Here is a 14,427-nt window from a genome sequence, read left to right on the forward strand (position 1 = left end):
GCCAGAGCCGGCCTTCGGCCGGGGGCCTCCGCTTCGCTCCGGCCCACTGCCCTCGCTTCGCTCGGGGAGGGCCTCGCTGCGCTCGGCGGAGGCCCGCTCCGCGGGCCAAAGCCGGCCTTCGGCCGGGAGGCCTTCGCTTCGCTCCGGCCCACTGCCCCTCGCTTCGCTCGGGGATGGCCTCGCTGCGCTCGGCGGAGGCCCGCTCCGCGGGCCAAAGCCGGCCTTCGGCCGGATGGCCTTCGCTTCGCTTCGGCCGAAACGCCCTCGCTTCGCTCGGGGAATGGCCCGCTTCGCGGGCTGGGGGCTTTCGACTCGGTTGAGTCTCCGCTTCGCTTCGACTGAACCGCCTTGCTGCGCTCGGCAGAGGCTCACTCCGCGAGCCAGAGCCGGCCTTCGGCCGGATGGCCTCCGCTCCGCTCCGGCCAAAACGCCCTCGCTCCGGTCGGGCGGAACACCCTCGCTTCGCTCGGGGAGGGGGCCCGCTTTGCGGCCCAGAGCCGACCTTCGGCCGGTGGTCCTCCGCTTCGCTCCGGACAGTTGCTTCGCTTTGTTTCGGGGGGCGGCTCGCGCTGGGGGCTAGGAGTCGTCCTGGCGATCACTGATAAGGCGCCTCGGTGTTACTTTGCCCGGAAGTGGTAGGGGGGCACGTAGGTGGATAGGGAGTTGCGGCGTGCCGCTGTCGTGGCGCTCGGGGAACTCGGGCGAAGTCGCGACTACCGTGATCGCGCAGATGCCGGCCATGGCCTGGCGGGGTTTGCCGAGATGCAGGAGGCCCATGGGTCACTGGTGGAGTTTGTGCTCGACGCCGGTGACACCTTTGTCACCCGGGTGACCGCGGAAGCGCTGCTTCGGCGAAAGGACAGGGCGGGACTGATGACAGTCTCGTCCGCGCTGGCAGTTGCTGATCCGAATCAGGGGGACTGGATCCGTACCGCAGTCGTCGATGTGTTCAGAATCTTTTCCCCCGACCGGGACCAGGCGATCCGGTTGTGCGAGGAACTGTGGCAGGACGCTGACGACCGGGTTGCCCGGGGGTCTCGTCAGCTGCACGAACTCCTGGCTGAGATCGACCCTCCTCATCGCCCCGCATAGTGCGGGGCTACCGCTGTCGTGAGAGCGCAGGTGATCGACAGCAGAACTTTGGAGCCGCCACTTGCCCATGTGCCAAGCCAAATGACTACGGCGGCAGCGGGGGATGAAGCTTGGCGGTGAAGCGGCCGCGCGAGTGGCCGAGGCTCTCTTGCCTCGCTCACGACATCGAGGCGGCCGACCAGATTTTGCCTAGGTGTCCTGTGCTGGTGTTCTGGTGTGCTGTCCCCCATTGATGTGCCCGGTGCTGGAGCGGGGTCCATCCGGGGGTCCGCCGCGTGCTGGTGCGCGCACGATGGTCAAGTCCACTGAGACTGCCCAGGTCATCTTGCTCGCCGCATCGGCTGCGGCCTGAACCTGCTGCACCAGTTGTTCCTCAGTGCCGTTCGCCGATTTGAAGGCGACTTCGGTTGGTCCTGTCCGGAGGCTTGTTCGAAGTCGGCTCGAGGATTGACTGGGAATGGGGGCAGGGTGTTAACGGCGTTAATGGTCGATGAGGGCGTGATTCAAAGTGATGTGGGGATAGAGATAGGAATCAGTCAGATTCTGCGCGGTTACGGACACGGTGTCCGGTGGGCGTCGGTAGGTGGGCTGGGGTGCTGTGACGTCAGGAAGTGGCGTCGGCGCGGGGGTTCTGGACGGCGTTGAGTGCGCGCAGCGCGGCAGGAGACGGCCTATAGAAGGTACGGATATGCGTTGCCGCAGGTCAGAGGGGGTGCGGGGGGAAAGTTATGTCCCCTCAGAAGGGACATAACTCGGGGGATGTGTCGCTGCTAGGGGGACAGAACTCCTGCAAAACGTCAGCGAGACTGACGCTTTTTCGCCCAAAACGTCGGGGGGACTGACGTTCTTGTGGAGATACGTCGGTGAACTGAGCGGGGGGTGGGAGGGGTTGGGCTCGGGTGTCCGGGAGCGGCCGAAGAGGGGCCGTGGCTGAGATGTGTCCCTCCTGGGGGGACACAAGACACGCCGAACGTCAACGAGCGTGACATTAGTGTCACCCTTGTTGACATACTCTCTCTGCAGATCAACGAAGTGGAGAGCATCCTCGTGTCATCAGAGCCACAGCGCCGTCGGCCGAGTCCGTCGCGCGCGCCGCGTCCTGATCTCCCCGTTGATGACGCGATCTCGGCGTGGAGTCAGCCGCTGGCTCCGGTCAAGGATCTGGACAGCCTGGCGAAGCGGTACCCCAGCCGGAAGCTCACGCTGGACGGTGAGCGCAAGCCGCTGGAGTTCTACGGGACGCAAAGTCAGCCAAACGCGTTCTCGATGGACAGCCTCGAGTTCTTCCTGGTGATTGCCCAGTACTTCAGGGAAGCCTTGCCCCTGAGGCTCATCCTGCTGCTGATCGCGTGCCAGCGGGCGGGTGGGCGGATTCCACTTACGCAGGAGGAGATGGCTACGATCCTTGACGTCAGTCGGACAAAGACGTCGGAGGCACTGCACACCGTCATGTCTCATGGGATCGTCTTCAAGGTGCGGCGGGGTGTGTACCAGTTCAACCCGCCCTACAGTTACCGGGTGGCCGAGTTCATTCCGGGTACGGAGACGGCGGGTGAGTTCGTGAAGGTGGAGCAGCACAGCACCATCTCGCAGATTCGCAGCGACACGAGCCTGCCCGATCTGGTGCGGTTCCCGTCGCTGGACCACATGCGGCAGGCAATCGAGGAACTGCGGGCCGAACGGTCCAAAGAGCGCGCTGCGCGCCGGCTGAGCCGGGCGCAGCGCAAGGAAGAAGGGACAGCTCAGTGAGCACCTTGCGATTCGCTGCGGTCAACGCCGACGGGCTTCTCTCCGACCTGGACCTTCCGCCCGCCGCGTACCGTGTGCTGCTGAAGCTGCGTTCGCTGAGCGAGCCGGGCGGGCGGATCCTGATCGACCAGGCCACCATCGGCGGGCTGCTGGAGCTGAGCAGGCCGAGCGTCAACGCCGCTCTGCGCAGCCTGGAGCTGGCGAAGCTCGTGCGGAAGGTCAGGAACGGGGTGTACCAGATCAACCCGATGCTGGCCGGGTACAACTCTTTCGAGGACGCCGTCGCGGCGGTGAACGAGATGGCTGCCGACGAGCGGCTGGACGCGCGTGGGTACGTGGCCAGTTACCACCAGGCGGTGGCGGAGTATCAGGACCAGCTCGCGGAGCAGCGGAAGAAGCGGGCGGCGCAGGCCGCGGCGAAGAAGGCTGCGGAGTCGAAGCGGCGTCGGACGCTGCACGCTGTGGGCTGAGCGGCTTGAGGAGGGGCCCGTAAGGGCTTCTGAGGGCCTTTCAACAGCCTTTGAGGGCCCCGGGGATATTCCCGGGGCCCTCAAAGGGTTTCAGGGCCCTGAGGGGGCTCCTGTGGCTTTGTGTTGGTCGGCTCTTCGGTGACGGCGCGTACGGCGCGGGTCAGAAGGCGAAGTCGACGTAGTCGATGTCGGTGAACTCGACCAGGAGGCTCGTGGCGCGGGCGCCGTTGTCCTTGAAGTAGATCTCCTGGAGGGCTTCGGCCGTGATGTGGCGGAGCTGGGCTTCGGTGGCTCCGGTTTCCTGGGCCGCGAAGAGGCGCTGTGCGTACTCGGGGGGCAGGTGCTGCGTGATGCGGCGCATCCGGCCGTCGTCGGTGGTGCCGGGGGCCGCGGTGAAGCCGAAGCGGGCGCGGGTCTCGATGACCAGTCCCGTGGTGCGGGCGGCCTGTTCGCGGGCGCGCTTGCGGACCAGCGGCTGCCAGCGGCGCCGCACTTCGGCTTCCAGGCGGGCGGCCAGGGCGGGCTTGGGCTGCTTGATCTCGTTCTTCACGTAGCGCTCGACCGTGCGTTGGGAGATGCCCAGGGTGGCGGCCACGGCCTTCGTCGACTTGAGCTGTTTGACGAGGAAGCGCATCTGCGCGCCGGCGGATTTGGGGATGGGTCGGGTGAAGTGGAGTTCGTCCGCTTTGGTGAGGCTGTCTGAGATGTCGGACATCGGTTACTCGCCGTCTGCTGCCGCGTCGTGGCCCTTGATGTGGCGGGCCGGGTTCAGGTGCTGGTCCAGGAGCTGGACGGCCCACAGGAGGGGCTGGGTGCCCTCGTGCTTGACCATGCCGGGGCTGACGCCGAGGCGGAAGCCGCCGGGGAGGGGCTTGCCCTCGGGAGTGCGGGGGAGGAAGTCCAGGGGGCTGGGGCCGTCGGAGAGGTAGACCGCGCAGTCGGAGAGGACCGCGATGGGGTACAGGCCGGCTTGCGTGGCGAGCTTCTGCATCTTGCGGTGCATGTTGACGCGGGCCGTGGAGATGACGGCGGCGCGGATGTCGGGGCGCCAGGTGGGGCGCTCCAGGGCGGGCCACGCTTCACCGGGGCGGTAGGCGGCGCCCTGGGGGCGTTCGCGGAGCTTGCCGATGCCGCCCTTGACCGTGGACTTGATGGCGGAGAGGACCGCCGTCGTGGTGTGCGGGGCGTTCGCCTTGTACGTCGACATGGCGGTCAGGAACTCGGATTCCGTGAGGGACGGGGTGACGCCGAGGTCCGCCATCGTGGCCAGGTAGGCGTCGCGGAGGCGGGCGTACCAGGCGTCGAGGTAGGGGCCGTTCTCCGGGCGGAGCCAGCCCTCGGTCGGCCGGACGTCGTGGCCGAGCTCCTGGGCGTAGGCGAGCGTCGGGGTCGCGTACCAGGCGGGGCCGGTGGGGGGGCCGCCGTGTGGGGTGAAGGGGCTGGGGAGGCGGGGGTCGAGGGAGAGGGAGGAGAGGTCCGCGAGCCAGCACCCGGGGAGCTTCGGATCGAAGCGGGGGGCGGTGGTGTGCACGGCCGGGCCGAGGCCGACGGTGAGGCGGTTCGCGGCGGCGGCGAAGGCCATGTTCACGTCGATGCCGACGGCGTGGGTGCGGGCGCACTCGGCGTCGGTGAGGAGCTCCGGGTCGCGGATCCAGTCGTACGCCTCCTCGTCGAGGACCTCGTCCGGGGTCCGCTGGTGGGCGCGGGGGTAGAGGGCGGCGACCACCGGGTGCTCGTCGGGCGCCTCCGGTGGGGCGGGGTCGACGGGGCGGGTGAGGGAGCCGGGCACGGGGGCCGACTCCCAGGTGTTCGTCTCCGGGTTGCGGGCGGCGCGGGTGGGCGGGCGCAGGGCCGTCATGAGTTCCAGCCCGGTGACGGCGGTGGAGCCGCGGGGGGTGAGGACGCGGGCGGCGTAGGTGGTGAGCAGTTCGGCGAGCTCGGGGGCGGGGAGGTCGGCGGTGTCCTCGCCCCAGGCGCGGGGGTCGAGGGCGCCCCAGGGGAGGACGGCGAGCTGGACGCACTGGCGGCCGGTGGTGGGGGAGGCCGGGCGGTAGATGCGGGCCCAGGGGCCGAAGCCGCGGCGGGTGAGCTGCCACTTGGCCTTGGTGAGCTGCTTGATGACGGGGTGGTTGTCCGGGAGGCGCAGGGCGCGGCGGTCTTCCAGGGTGAGGGGGAGGCCGAGGCGCTCGGCGGCCGGGGCGGTGAGGACGAGGAGGGGGTCGCCGTCCCGGCCGTTGTGGTGGAGGCGGGGGGCGCGGAGGTCGGCGTCGGGGCCGAGGGCCCAGGCGATGAGGGAGGGGAGGTCGGCGGTGGGGTGGGGGAGGAGGAGGCCGCCTGCGGCGTGGGCGCGGCCGGTGCCGTCGAGGACGGCCAGGGGGCCGTTGCCTTCCAGGGCGGCGGGGGCGGGGCGCTGCGGCCGGCGGGGGCGGGTGGGGGGCTTCTGGGTGGAGGTGGGTGGGGTGGGCGTGGGCGGCTGACCGTTAACGGCGTTAACGGCGTTGACGATTTCGGGGGAGTGGGGCTGGGGGGTGGGTGCCGGGGCGTTAACGGCGTTAACGCTGTGGGGGATGGTGGGTGCGGCTGGGGGAGGCGGCGGGGGTGTGGCGTTAACGGCGTTAACGGTCGTGGTGGTAGTGGGGGTCGCTCGCGGGGGCGACGGGGGTGTGGCGTTAACGGCGTTAACGGTCGTGGGGGTGGTGGGGGTCGCTGGCGCGGGAGCGGCGTTAACGGCGTTAACCGTGGCCGGGGGGTGGAGGGCGGCGAGGCCTTCGAGGAGGCGGGCGTACGCGGCGCGCTTGGGGGGACGGGGAGCGGTGCGGCCGGTTTCCCAGGAGGTAACGGTTTCGCGGCGGACCGAGAGGGCCTTGGCGATCTGGTCCTGGCTCAGGCCGGCGGCCTCGCGCAGGCGCTTGCGCTCGTCGGGGCGGGGGAGCCCGTCCTGGGCGGCCGCTTCTTCGAGCAGGGCGTCGACCGCTGCGAAGAGGGTGGTCTGTTCGTTCATCTCGCTCATCGGTACCTCCAGCAGCACCTTATGTGAATCGCACGCTTGAACACACACGGAACGCACGTGGGGGCGTTAACGGCGTTAATGCCGCCAGCGCCCCCGCCGTGGGTGCGACAGCTCAGATGCGCTGCATCAGGAGTTCCGTGACGGCCTTGAGGTCGTCCGGGGTGAGGTGGGCGGTGAGGGCGTCCGCGATGGTCTCCGGGGAGTGGGCGGAGATCGTGATGCGGGGGGCGGGGGCCGGGGTGGGGGTGGGTGTCGGGGCGTTAACGGCGTTAACGGTCGGGGGCGCCGGTCGGGTGCGCTGGCGCGGGGGGTTAACGGCGTTAATGGTCTCGTCGGCGGCCGCGGCCTGCTCCTCCTGGGGGAGCCGGCCGATCCGGCGGGCGGGTTCGACCTTCAGCTCGCCCGTCTCCACCTTCTCCTGGAGGGTGGGCGTCAGGTTCAGCAGGGTCAGGCGCTGGGAGACCCAGGCCGCCGTCTTCCCGATCCGCTTGGCCACCTGCGCCTGGGATCCGTGGACCTCGACCAGCTCCTGGAGGGCGCGGGCCTGGTCCATGGGGGCCACGTCGACCCGGTGGACGTTGGCGATGAGCGCCGATTCGAGGATGTCGGCCGCCGACGCGGACAAGGCGTCGTTGACGTGGATGTGCATCGTCTTGAGCCCGGCGAGCTGGGCGGCCGCGAGGCGGCGGTTGCCGTCGATGACCACGTACGGGGCGCGGCCCAGGCCGTCGGTCTGGCCCGGGTGGGCTTCCATGAAGGCGAGCCGGGTCGCGACCGCGAGGGGCTGCAGCTGGCCCCGTACGGTGAGGGACTGGGCGAGCTCGTCGAGATCCGTGAGGTCTTCGCGAAGGTTGAACGGGTTGTGGGCGAGGGCGTCGATGGGGACCTCGGAGGGCGGGACGACCCCGGAGGTCGGGGCGCCCGTGGCCTCGGCGATGGCCGCGCGGCGGGAACTGACGCCGACGGGCTGGGCCCGTGCGAAGGAAGCCGAGACTCCGAGTTTGTCGGCCTTGCTGCTCATGAGATCTCCCGGGCGAGGGCGCGCAGGGCGACGGCCTGGTCGCCGTTGGGGGCATAGACGAAGAGGGGCTGCTTGAGGCGGACGGACTCGCGCTGTTCCTTGAGGTCGGGGACGATCGCCACGACCCGGGGATCCTTTATGTCCATCCAAGCTTGGAGGGAGCTGGTCGCAATGTAGCCGCGGCGGCCGTCGTAGAGGTTCACGACGAGGCCGAGGTAGTCGATGTCCAGGCTGAGGTCGTCGCGGAGGTCGTTGATCTGCGAGGTGAGGAGGTCATACGCGTCCGCGGAGGAGTCCTCCGCCTGTACGACGATCAGCGCGCCGGAGGCGCCCGGCTGTTCGGCGTCACGGCGGCGGCCGTAGTAGATCGCCGCGTCCATGCTCAGGCCGAGGCTGGGCGGGCAGTCGATGAGGATGACGTCGTAGTCGGACTCGACGGGGGCGAGGGCGCGTTCGAGGGCGGCCTCGCGGGCGCGGACGGTGGAGAGGCGGACGTCCAGGAGGAAGGCGTCCGTGCAGGCGGGCAGGATGTGGAGGCGGTCCCCGAACCGGTCGTGCTCGATGGGCACGATCAGATCCTGGAGGGGCCCCTTGGCCTCGCCGGCCATGTGACAGGTCAGGCTGTCGCCGCCGATGGGGAGCGGCTGCTGGCCGAGCTGCTTGGTGAGGTGGCCCTGGGGGTCGAAGTCGACGAGCAGCACGCGCATGCCGAGACCCGGGAGGTCTTCCAGGTCGAGGGGCGTGGTGGGCGTCGGGTCTCCGGCTACGGGGGTGGCGAGGCGGGCCAGTTGGCGGGCGATGCGGACCGGGTGCAGGCTCGCGGGGTCCTCGGCGAGGGCCTCCGCGGTGCCGGCGGTGATGGCGGTCTTGCCGACGCCGCCCTTCTGGTTGCAGACGACGATGCGGCGTACGACGGAGGGCCGCTGGACGGTGGGGGCCGGGTTCATCTCCAGCCAGAGGTGGACGGCTTGGGCGAGGCCCTGGATGAGGGAGACGCCGCGGTCCTTGGAAGCGGTGCGGAAGGACTCCCACTGGCCGGCCGGCAGCCACGTCGAGAACGACTCGGCGCCGGAGGTGTCGACGGGGGAGGGGGCGGAGGCGAGGGCGCTCCAGTGGGCGATGCCCTGGTGGACGGCGTCCTGGATGTCGACCCGCAGCTGGGCGGTGCGGATCTTCAACTCCTGGCGGAGCCGCGGGGGGAGTTTGGAGACGACCTTCTCTCGGTCGTTCTGGGACGAGGGCGAAGTCATGAGAGGGACTTTACTAACGTTCTTGGGTGCGCGTGAGCGCCACGCTTGGGTTTTGCTAACGAAATGGGTGGTGGGGTCGCACGGGGGTGTGGTGGGGCGCCCGGGTACGCCACAGGGCGGCCTCCCCGTCGTGGGTGGGGGGCCGCCCTGTGTGTGACGTCAACCGACCGGGGTGGGTGGGGGAGTGGGCAGCGGGGCGGGTGTCCCGGGGGCGTTGAGGGCGAGTTCGGCGCGGCAGGCCGGCGAGCCCGCGGGGTCGAAGAGGGGGATGCGCGGGGCGGGCACGATTCCCGGGAGGAGGTAGTTCCACAGGTCGACGACCCGGGCGTGCAGGTCCTCGCGGTCGGCACGGACGTGCGAGGTGACCTGGATGCCGGTGAACGAGCCGACGAGGAACGTCGAGAGGTCGGACACGTCGAGCGAGGGAAGGATGTCGCCGCGTGCCTGGGCCGGTGTCAGACAGCTGCGGCAGGTCTCGATCCAGGCGTTGTACGGGGACGGGTCCGGGCTCGTGAAGGAGCCGAACTCGATGACCAGGCGGATGCCGGCGCGGATGCGGACGTTGGTGCGCAGCCCGAACGCCATCTGGTGGGTGAGGTCGATGACCGTCTGGAGGCCGGGGTCTTCCAGGGCGGGGACGTCCTTGGACACCTGGAACTGCTCGTCCACCAGGGTGCGGGCGAGGGCTTCCTTGGACGGGAAGTGGAAGTAGAGGGCGCCCTTGGTGACTCCGGCGTGTTTGACGACGTCGCTGAGGCTGGTGCCGTCGAAGCCGGAGCGGTCGAAGGCGACGGCCGCGCCGTCGAGGATCGCCTGCCGGGTGAGCTCGGCTCGTTCCTGCCTGACCCTCGCCACGTGTGTGTCTCCTGCTGCGCTTGCGTCTGGTGATACGGGGGCAATCTAGTGGGATTGAGTCAAAGAAAACCAGTCGACAAGTACTTTTTCCGGTTGATGGGGCGGGAGTCTGGGGTCTGTTGGGCGGTTTTGGGGTGGGTGGTACCCGAGGGGTGAAGGCGGCCGGCAGGTGGTGCGATGGCTGCGGGAGTTTGCGGTGCCGGTGATGCTGCCGCTGTTCGTCGTGAGGAGCGGGCTTCGGACCGATGTGGGGGTGCTGCACGGTGGAGGGAGCTGGCTGTGGCGACGGGAGTGCTGGGGGCGGGGTGTTAACGGCGTTAAGGGTGGCGGGGTGGACGGCGGCCGGCTGCGGGTCGGGCGGAAGGCGTGAGGCCGGTGGGGTCCGCCTGCGGGGTTGGTGTGGGGCGCGGGCTCAGGGCGGCAGGGTGGGGCAGCCCGTCTGGCAGGTGGGTTCGTGCAGAGTGGTGTTAACGGCGTTAATGCTCGGGGGGGGCTTGAGGGGTTGGGTCGCGTTTATTCAGAGCGGGGAAGGAGAGCGGCGTGTCACTGGCAGGTGGCGCATGCGGGGTGGCGTTAACGCCGTTAATGCTCGCCGGGGTGTGGGGTGAGCTCAGTGATGCCGAATGGGAACGGCTGCGGCCGTTCCTTCCGGTCAGCAACAGGCGTCGGCAGGTGGCGGGACCGCCGGCGTGACCCGTCTATGAACGCCACCGGTGGTCGGCCGATCGGGCGTGGGAGCGTCTGCTTCAGCAGGTCCAGGTCGCAGCCGAAGCGGTAGGTGAGATCGACTGGGATGTCTCGGTCGATTCGATCACGTCCGTGCGCATCAGTAGCTGCGGGTAGAGCGAGCCATCGGCGGTCTCGACAGACGAGCAGCCCGGGGACCGTGAGGGGTGGCGTTAACGGCGTTAATGCTCGGGGCGGTCATGCGATCCGTGCCGGTCAGAGGTCCGTGGCGTCCGGGAAGTGGTGGCGGAGTTCGGTGAGGACGCGCTCGTCCGCTGCCCTGACGTCCCACAAGGAGCTGTCCACTTCGGTCAGGACGACCCTCACGCCGCCCTCGGCGGAGCCCCTTGCCTCGGCGTCGATCAGTTGGAGGAAGGGGGTCGTCAGCGACAACAGCGTCAGTGTGTCCATGCCGCCGTCCGCAGACCGCTTCTCCATCTCGACGCAGCGAGGATCGACGATCTCATCGAATGCGACGTGCCAGTTCAGGTGCAGGCCGAAGCTGCCCAGGCGGACCAGGAGCTCGGCCAGGGTCACGTAGTGCTTTCCGCGCCAGGCACGAAACGTGATCCCCTTCATCCCGGTCTGTGCTTCGGCTGTATCGCGAGACAACGTCATGAGGGGGGCTCCGTCGGGAGTCCGGTGGCGCTCCGGTGCGGGCGTCGACTGTGGCCCAGGATCTCGTACCCCCTCGGTGTGGGGCGAACCGCGGACGCGGTGATTGCGGTGTGGAGCCCCTCATGGTCAAGCAGGAGCGTGCGGCACGCACGCGGGAGTCGCTGGTGCTCGCTGCCGCGGAGGTGTTCGCCGAGCAGGGTTTCACCGCCGCGTCGATCGCCGCGATCAGCGAACGGGCCGGAGTGACCTCCGGCGCGGTCCAGTTCCACTTCGACGGCAAGCCCGCCCTCGCCCGGGCGGTGGAGGCCCGGGCGGCGCGCACGCTGCTGCGGATCGCCCGGACGGAAGGCGCACCGGGGCGGGCCGGCGACCCCCTGGAGGTGCTCGTCGACGCGACATACGCGCTGCTGGAACTGCTGGCCCGGGACGTCGTCGTCCGCGCCGGGTTCGCACTGGGTGCGGACGCCGCCCACCAGAGCCGGGTGGACCTGCGCGGACGGTGCCGTCTGTGGGTGGAGGAGCTGATGGTCACCGCGCAGCGGACCGGGCTCCTCGCCGACGGGGTCTCGCCCCAGGACGCGACGCGGGTGGCGGTCGCCGTCACCGCCGGGCTGCGGGCGTTGCGCATCGTGGAACCGGAGTGGACTCCCCGTCAGGCGATGGCCCGCATCTGGACGGTGGTCCTGCCGGGGCTCGTCCCCGACGAGGTGGCGGCTGGAGCCGAACTCTTCCGGCAAGAAACAGACTGAATGGTTTGATTTTCAGGCCTTGTTGGGTGTTATATGACCTCTGTAGCAAGGCGGCTGAAGAGCTCCGGGCTGTCATGGGTGTGTGAGTTGCTCGCAAAAGCCCAGGTCAGAGGAGATTTCTGGGTGGCGCCGCGATATCGCCAGGCCGAAAACTGTCTGACTGGTTGGGCATTGACAAACCGTCCGGCCTGTTTTCTACTGACTCTTGCGACTCATCCAAAGGACAGGGGAGTACGACGTGGACATCGATGTACTGGGCGCACTCGCCGTGCGGGAGAACGGGATCTCCATCACTCCCACCGCCCCCAAGCCCCGGCAGGTCCTGGCGCTCCTGGCCCTCCACGCCGATCAGGTCGTGCCGGTGTCGGCGCTGATCGAGGAGCTGTGGGGGGCCGTGCCCCCGCGCAGCGCCCGTACCACCCTCCAGACCTACGTCCTCCAGCTGCGCGCGCTCATCGCGACCGCCCTGGAGGGGAACGAGGACGAGGAGCGGACGGCGAAGGACGTGCTCGTGACGCTGCCCGGCGGCTACCTGCTGAACAGCGACGGCGGCACCAGCGACGTACGGGAGTTCGACCGGCTGGCCGGGATGGGTTACCGGGCGATCGACGCCGGCGACTACCCCGTCGCCGCCCAGCGGCTGCGCGAGGCGCTCGCCCTGTGGTCGGGGCCGGCCTTCGCCGACGTGCAGGGCGGTGTGCAGCTGGACATGGAGACGCGGCGCCTGGAGGAGACCCGGCTGTGCGCGCTCGACCAGCGCATCGAGGCCGATCTGAAGCTGGGCCGCCACCGCGAGCTGCTGGCGGAGCTGACGGTGCTGGTGAGCCGGTACCGCACGCACGAGAACCTGCACGGGCAGTTCATGCTCGCCCTGCACCGCTCCGGCCGGCGCGGCGAGGCGCTGGACGTGTACCAGCGGCTGCGCGCCACGCTCGTACGGGACCTGGGCCTCGAGCCGTCCACCGCGCTGCGCAGGCTGCAGCGCTCGATCCTGATGGCCGGTCCGGAGGGTGTGGGCAAGGCGGCGGCGGTGGCCACGGTCGCCGGGGCGGGCCCGCGGGCCGACCGGCTCGTACGGGCCTGACCCGCGCGCGGGCCGCCGCAGGGTGCGGCGGTCAGCGGTAGGTGCAGGGACGCAGCGGGGGCGAAAGGGAGACGGAGCGGTGCAGGAGAGGTCGGAGCGGACCCGCAGGCGGTTGGTCTTCGCCGGGGCCGAGTTGTTCCACCGCAACGGATACGCCAACGCCACACTCGGTGAGATCGCCGGTGCGGCGGGGGTGACGAAGGGGGCGTTGTACTTTCACTTCGCCTCGAAGGACGAGCTCGCGGACGCGGTGCAGCAGCGCGGTTGCGGCCTGCTGCACGAGGCGGTCCGGGGACTGCGCGAGGGCGGAGCCTCGCCCTTGCAGGCGCTGATCGACACGACCCACTGGCTGGCGCGGACGCTGCACGAGGATCCGGCGATCCCGGCGAGCTTCCGGATCACCAAGGAGTGCGCCGGCCACCAGCCGGCCGCGGTCGACTTCCACGGGGCGTGGCTGGAGGCGGTGTGCGAGCTGCTGCGGATGGCGCGGGACGTGGGTGAACTGCCGCTGGAGGGGCCGTTCCCGGGCGTGCCCGACGGCGGCGGCGGTTCGGCCGCCGACCGGTGGGAGAGCGCCGAGGCGCTGGTGGCGGCCGCCGTCTGCGGTATCGAGGTGCTGGCCGGGACCGGGCTGTCGTACGAGGAGCTCCAGCGGAAGGTGGCCGCCCTGTGGGGGCTGCTGCTGCCGAGCCTGGTGGGCCCGGAGCGGGTACGGGAGTACCGGACGCAGGCCGCTGACGCCGCCGTCGGCGCGCCGGGCGGGGAGCGGAGCTACGAGTTCCTCGGGAGCCCGGTCTAGGCCCTGCCTCATGACCGGCCCGCGGACGCCCGGGGCTCCGGTGTGCGGAACGCCGTTTCCGGCCGGGCCGCACGGGGTGTGCGGCGCCCGGGGGAGCGGGGCGGGAAGGCGGAGCCGGGCCGCTGGGGGGCTCGGCTCCGATCGAGGTGAATCGACGAACTGCCGAGGGGGAGACCGTGAGGATTCAGATTCTGGGACCGCTCAGTGCCGAGGTCGACGGGGAGTCGATCGTGCCGACGGCGGGCAAGCCGCGGCAGATCCTGGCCCTGCTCGCCCTGCACCCCGGGCGCGTGCTGCCGGTGCCCACCCTCATGGAGGAGATCTGGGGCCATGAGCTGCCCAACAGTGCGCTGACCACCCTGCAGACGTACATCCTCCAGCTGCGCCGCAGGCTGGGCACGGCCATGGGGCCGGGCCGGCCGGGGGCCGCGAAGGAGGTCCTCACGACGCGGCACGGCGGGTACCTGTTGCAGGTGCCGCGGGAGTCCGTCGACGTCCACGCGTACGAAGACCTCGTCGCGCGGGGTCTCGCCGCCTTCGAGGGCGGCGACGACGAGGGCGCCGCGGCCCTGCTGCGGGCGGGGCTCGCGCAGTGGCAGGGGCCCGCGCTGGTCGACGTACGGGTCGGGCCGGTCCTCGCGATCGAGGTCATGCGGCTGGAGGAGAGCAGGCTGGTCACGGTGGAGCGGCGGATCGACATCGACCTGCGGCTCGGGCGGCACACCGAGCTCCTCGCCGAACTGACCGAGCTGACCGCCCGGCACCCCCAGCACGAGGGGCTGCACTCCCAGCTGATGGTGGCGCTGTACCGGTCCGGGCGGCAGGGCGCGGCGCTGGACGTCTACCGGCGGCTGCGCGGCCGGCTGATCGGGGAGCTGGGCGTCGAGCCGTCACCGCAGTTGCAGCGGCTGCACCAGGCGATCCTGACGGTCGATCCGGCCCTGGACGTGGTGGCGGGCCCCAAGCGGGGATCCACCTTCGACCTCTACGCGGCGTGAGCCCGG

At 70.2% G+C, this 14,427-nt stretch carries 13 protein-coding genes and 1 pseudogene; 8 read left to right on the forward strand and 6 right to left on the reverse strand.

Going from position 1 to position 14,427, the window contains the following annotated elements; all coding sequences use genetic code 11:
- The first annotated feature begins 651 nt into the window (after positions 1 to 651).
- The 3 genes from AB0D45_RS11835 to AB0D45_RS11845 all read left to right on the forward strand — a co-directional run bounded on the left by AB0D45_RS11835 (position 652) and on the right by AB0D45_RS11845 (position 3,311).
- A complete protein-coding gene (locus AB0D45_RS11835; RefSeq protein ID WP_362457442.1) occupies positions 652 to 1,092 on the forward strand; it encodes a hypothetical protein in 441 nt (146 codons plus the stop codon).
- Positions 1,093 to 2,124: 1,032 nt separating this feature from the next.
- Positions 2,125 to 2,841, forward strand: coding sequence for a hypothetical protein (locus AB0D45_RS11840; protein ID WP_323188313.1), 717 nt, complete (start codon positions 2,125 to 2,127; stop codon positions 2,839 to 2,841).
- Positions 2,838 to 3,311 carry a MarR family transcriptional regulator gene (locus AB0D45_RS11845; protein ID WP_123996001.1) on the forward strand — a complete coding sequence of 158 codons (474 nt, stop codon included), beginning with the start codon at positions 2,838 to 2,840 and terminating at the stop codon, positions 3,309 to 3,311. Before AB0D45_RS11840 ends, AB0D45_RS11845 begins: the two co-directional genes overlap by 4 nt.
- Positions 3,312 to 3,471: 160 nt before the next feature.
- On the opposite strand, the gene AB0D45_RS11850 is transcribed toward AB0D45_RS11845, so the two are convergent.
- From AB0D45_RS11850 to AB0D45_RS11870, 5 genes are all read right to left on the reverse strand, one after another.
- Entirely contained in the window at positions 3,472 to 4,026 is a 555-nt protein-coding gene (locus AB0D45_RS11850) for an XRE family transcriptional regulator (protein WP_361603416.1), read from the reverse strand.
- A gap of 3 nt (positions 4,027 to 4,029) precedes the next feature.
- Complete coding sequence (locus AB0D45_RS11855) at positions 4,030 to 6,312, reverse strand: helix-turn-helix transcriptional regulator (RefSeq protein WP_362457609.1); 2,283 nt, start codon at positions 6,310 to 6,312, stop codon at positions 4,030 to 4,032.
- Positions 6,313 to 6,433: 121 nt separating this feature from the next.
- Positions 6,434 to 7,342 carry a ParB/RepB/Spo0J family partition protein gene (locus AB0D45_RS11860; RefSeq protein ID WP_361603419.1) on the reverse strand — a complete coding sequence of 303 codons (909 nt, stop codon included), beginning with the start codon at positions 7,340 to 7,342 and terminating at the stop codon, positions 6,434 to 6,436.
- On the reverse strand, positions 7,339 to 8,592 hold the full coding sequence (locus AB0D45_RS11865; RefSeq protein ID WP_361603422.1) for a ParA family protein: 1,254 nt from the start codon (positions 8,590 to 8,592) through the stop codon (positions 7,339 to 7,341). Before AB0D45_RS11865 ends, AB0D45_RS11860 begins: the two co-directional genes overlap by 4 nt.
- 159 nt (positions 8,593 to 8,751) lie before the next feature.
- Positions 8,752 to 9,447 (reverse strand): ScbR family autoregulator-binding transcription factor, encoded by a 696-nt coding sequence (locus AB0D45_RS11870; RefSeq protein ID WP_362457447.1) that lies wholly within the window; start codon positions 9,445 to 9,447, stop codon positions 8,752 to 8,754.
- A 585-nt stretch (positions 9,448 to 10,032) separates the two neighbouring features.
- On the opposite strand from AB0D45_RS11870, the pseudogene AB0D45_RS11875 reads away from it, so the two are divergent.
- Positions 10,033 to 10,239 (forward strand): annotated as a pseudogene (locus AB0D45_RS11875) (IS5/IS1182 family transposase); the annotation flags it as partial.
- A 150-nt stretch (positions 10,240 to 10,389) separates the two neighbouring features.
- Here AB0D45_RS11875 and AB0D45_RS11880 read toward each other — a convergent pair.
- Complete coding sequence (locus tag AB0D45_RS11880; protein WP_362457450.1) at positions 10,390 to 10,791, reverse strand: hypothetical protein; 402 nt, start codon at positions 10,789 to 10,791, stop codon at positions 10,390 to 10,392.
- A 122-nt stretch (positions 10,792 to 10,913) separates the two neighbouring features.
- Between AB0D45_RS11880 and AB0D45_RS11885 the strand changes: the two genes are divergently transcribed.
- The 4 genes from AB0D45_RS11885 to AB0D45_RS11900 all read left to right on the forward strand — a co-directional run bounded on the left by AB0D45_RS11885 (position 10,914) and on the right by AB0D45_RS11900 (position 14,421).
- Positions 10,914 to 11,540: a ScbR family autoregulator-binding transcription factor gene (locus AB0D45_RS11885; protein ID WP_361603432.1), complete on the forward strand. Its 627-nt coding sequence runs from the start codon at positions 10,914 to 10,916 to the stop codon at positions 11,538 to 11,540.
- A 238-nt stretch (positions 11,541 to 11,778) separates the two neighbouring features.
- Positions 11,779 to 12,624 (forward strand): AfsR/SARP family transcriptional regulator, encoded by an 846-nt coding sequence (locus AB0D45_RS11890; RefSeq protein WP_362457453.1) that lies wholly within the window; start codon positions 11,779 to 11,781, stop codon positions 12,622 to 12,624.
- Between the two features lie 79 nt (positions 12,625 to 12,703).
- A complete protein-coding gene (locus AB0D45_RS11895; protein WP_362457456.1) occupies positions 12,704 to 13,423 on the forward strand; it encodes a ScbR family autoregulator-binding transcription factor in 720 nt (239 codons plus the stop codon).
- Positions 13,424 to 13,599: 176 nt separating this feature from the next.
- Entirely contained in the window at positions 13,600 to 14,421 is an 822-nt protein-coding gene (locus tag AB0D45_RS11900; RefSeq protein ID WP_361603441.1) for an AfsR/SARP family transcriptional regulator, read from the forward strand.
- Positions 14,422 to 14,427: the final 6 nt, after the last annotated feature.

Origin of the sequence: Streptomyces sp. NPDC048352 (assembly GCF_040651895.1) — a bacterium.
Lineage (GTDB): Bacteria > Actinomycetota > Actinomycetes > Streptomycetales > Streptomycetaceae > Streptomyces.

What these genes read in the sequence shown, in the direction of transcription:
- AB0D45_RS11850 (WP_361603416.1), bottom strand. Translation starts at nt 4,026, where the DNA reads ATGTCCGACATCTCAGACAGCCTCACCAAAGCGGACGAACTCCACTTC.
- AB0D45_RS11855 (WP_362457609.1), bottom strand. Translation starts at nt 6,312, where the DNA reads ATGAACGAACAGACCACCCTCTTCGCAGCGGTCGACGCCCTGCTCGAA.
- AB0D45_RS11860 (WP_361603419.1), bottom strand. Translation starts at nt 7,342, where the DNA reads ATGAGCAGCAAGGCCGACAAACTCGGAGTCTCGGCTTCCTTCGCACGG.
- AB0D45_RS11865 (WP_361603422.1), bottom strand. Translation starts at nt 8,592, where the DNA reads ATGACTTCGCCCTCGTCCCAGAACGACCGAGAGAAGGTCGTCTCCAAA.
- AB0D45_RS11880 (WP_362457450.1), bottom strand. Translation starts at nt 10,791, where the DNA reads ATGACGTTGTCTCGCGATACAGCCGAAGCACAGACCGGGATGAAGGGG.
- AB0D45_RS11885 (WP_361603432.1), top strand. Translation starts at nt 10,914, where the DNA reads ATGGTCAAGCAGGAGCGTGCGGCACGCACGCGGGAGTCGCTGGTGCTC.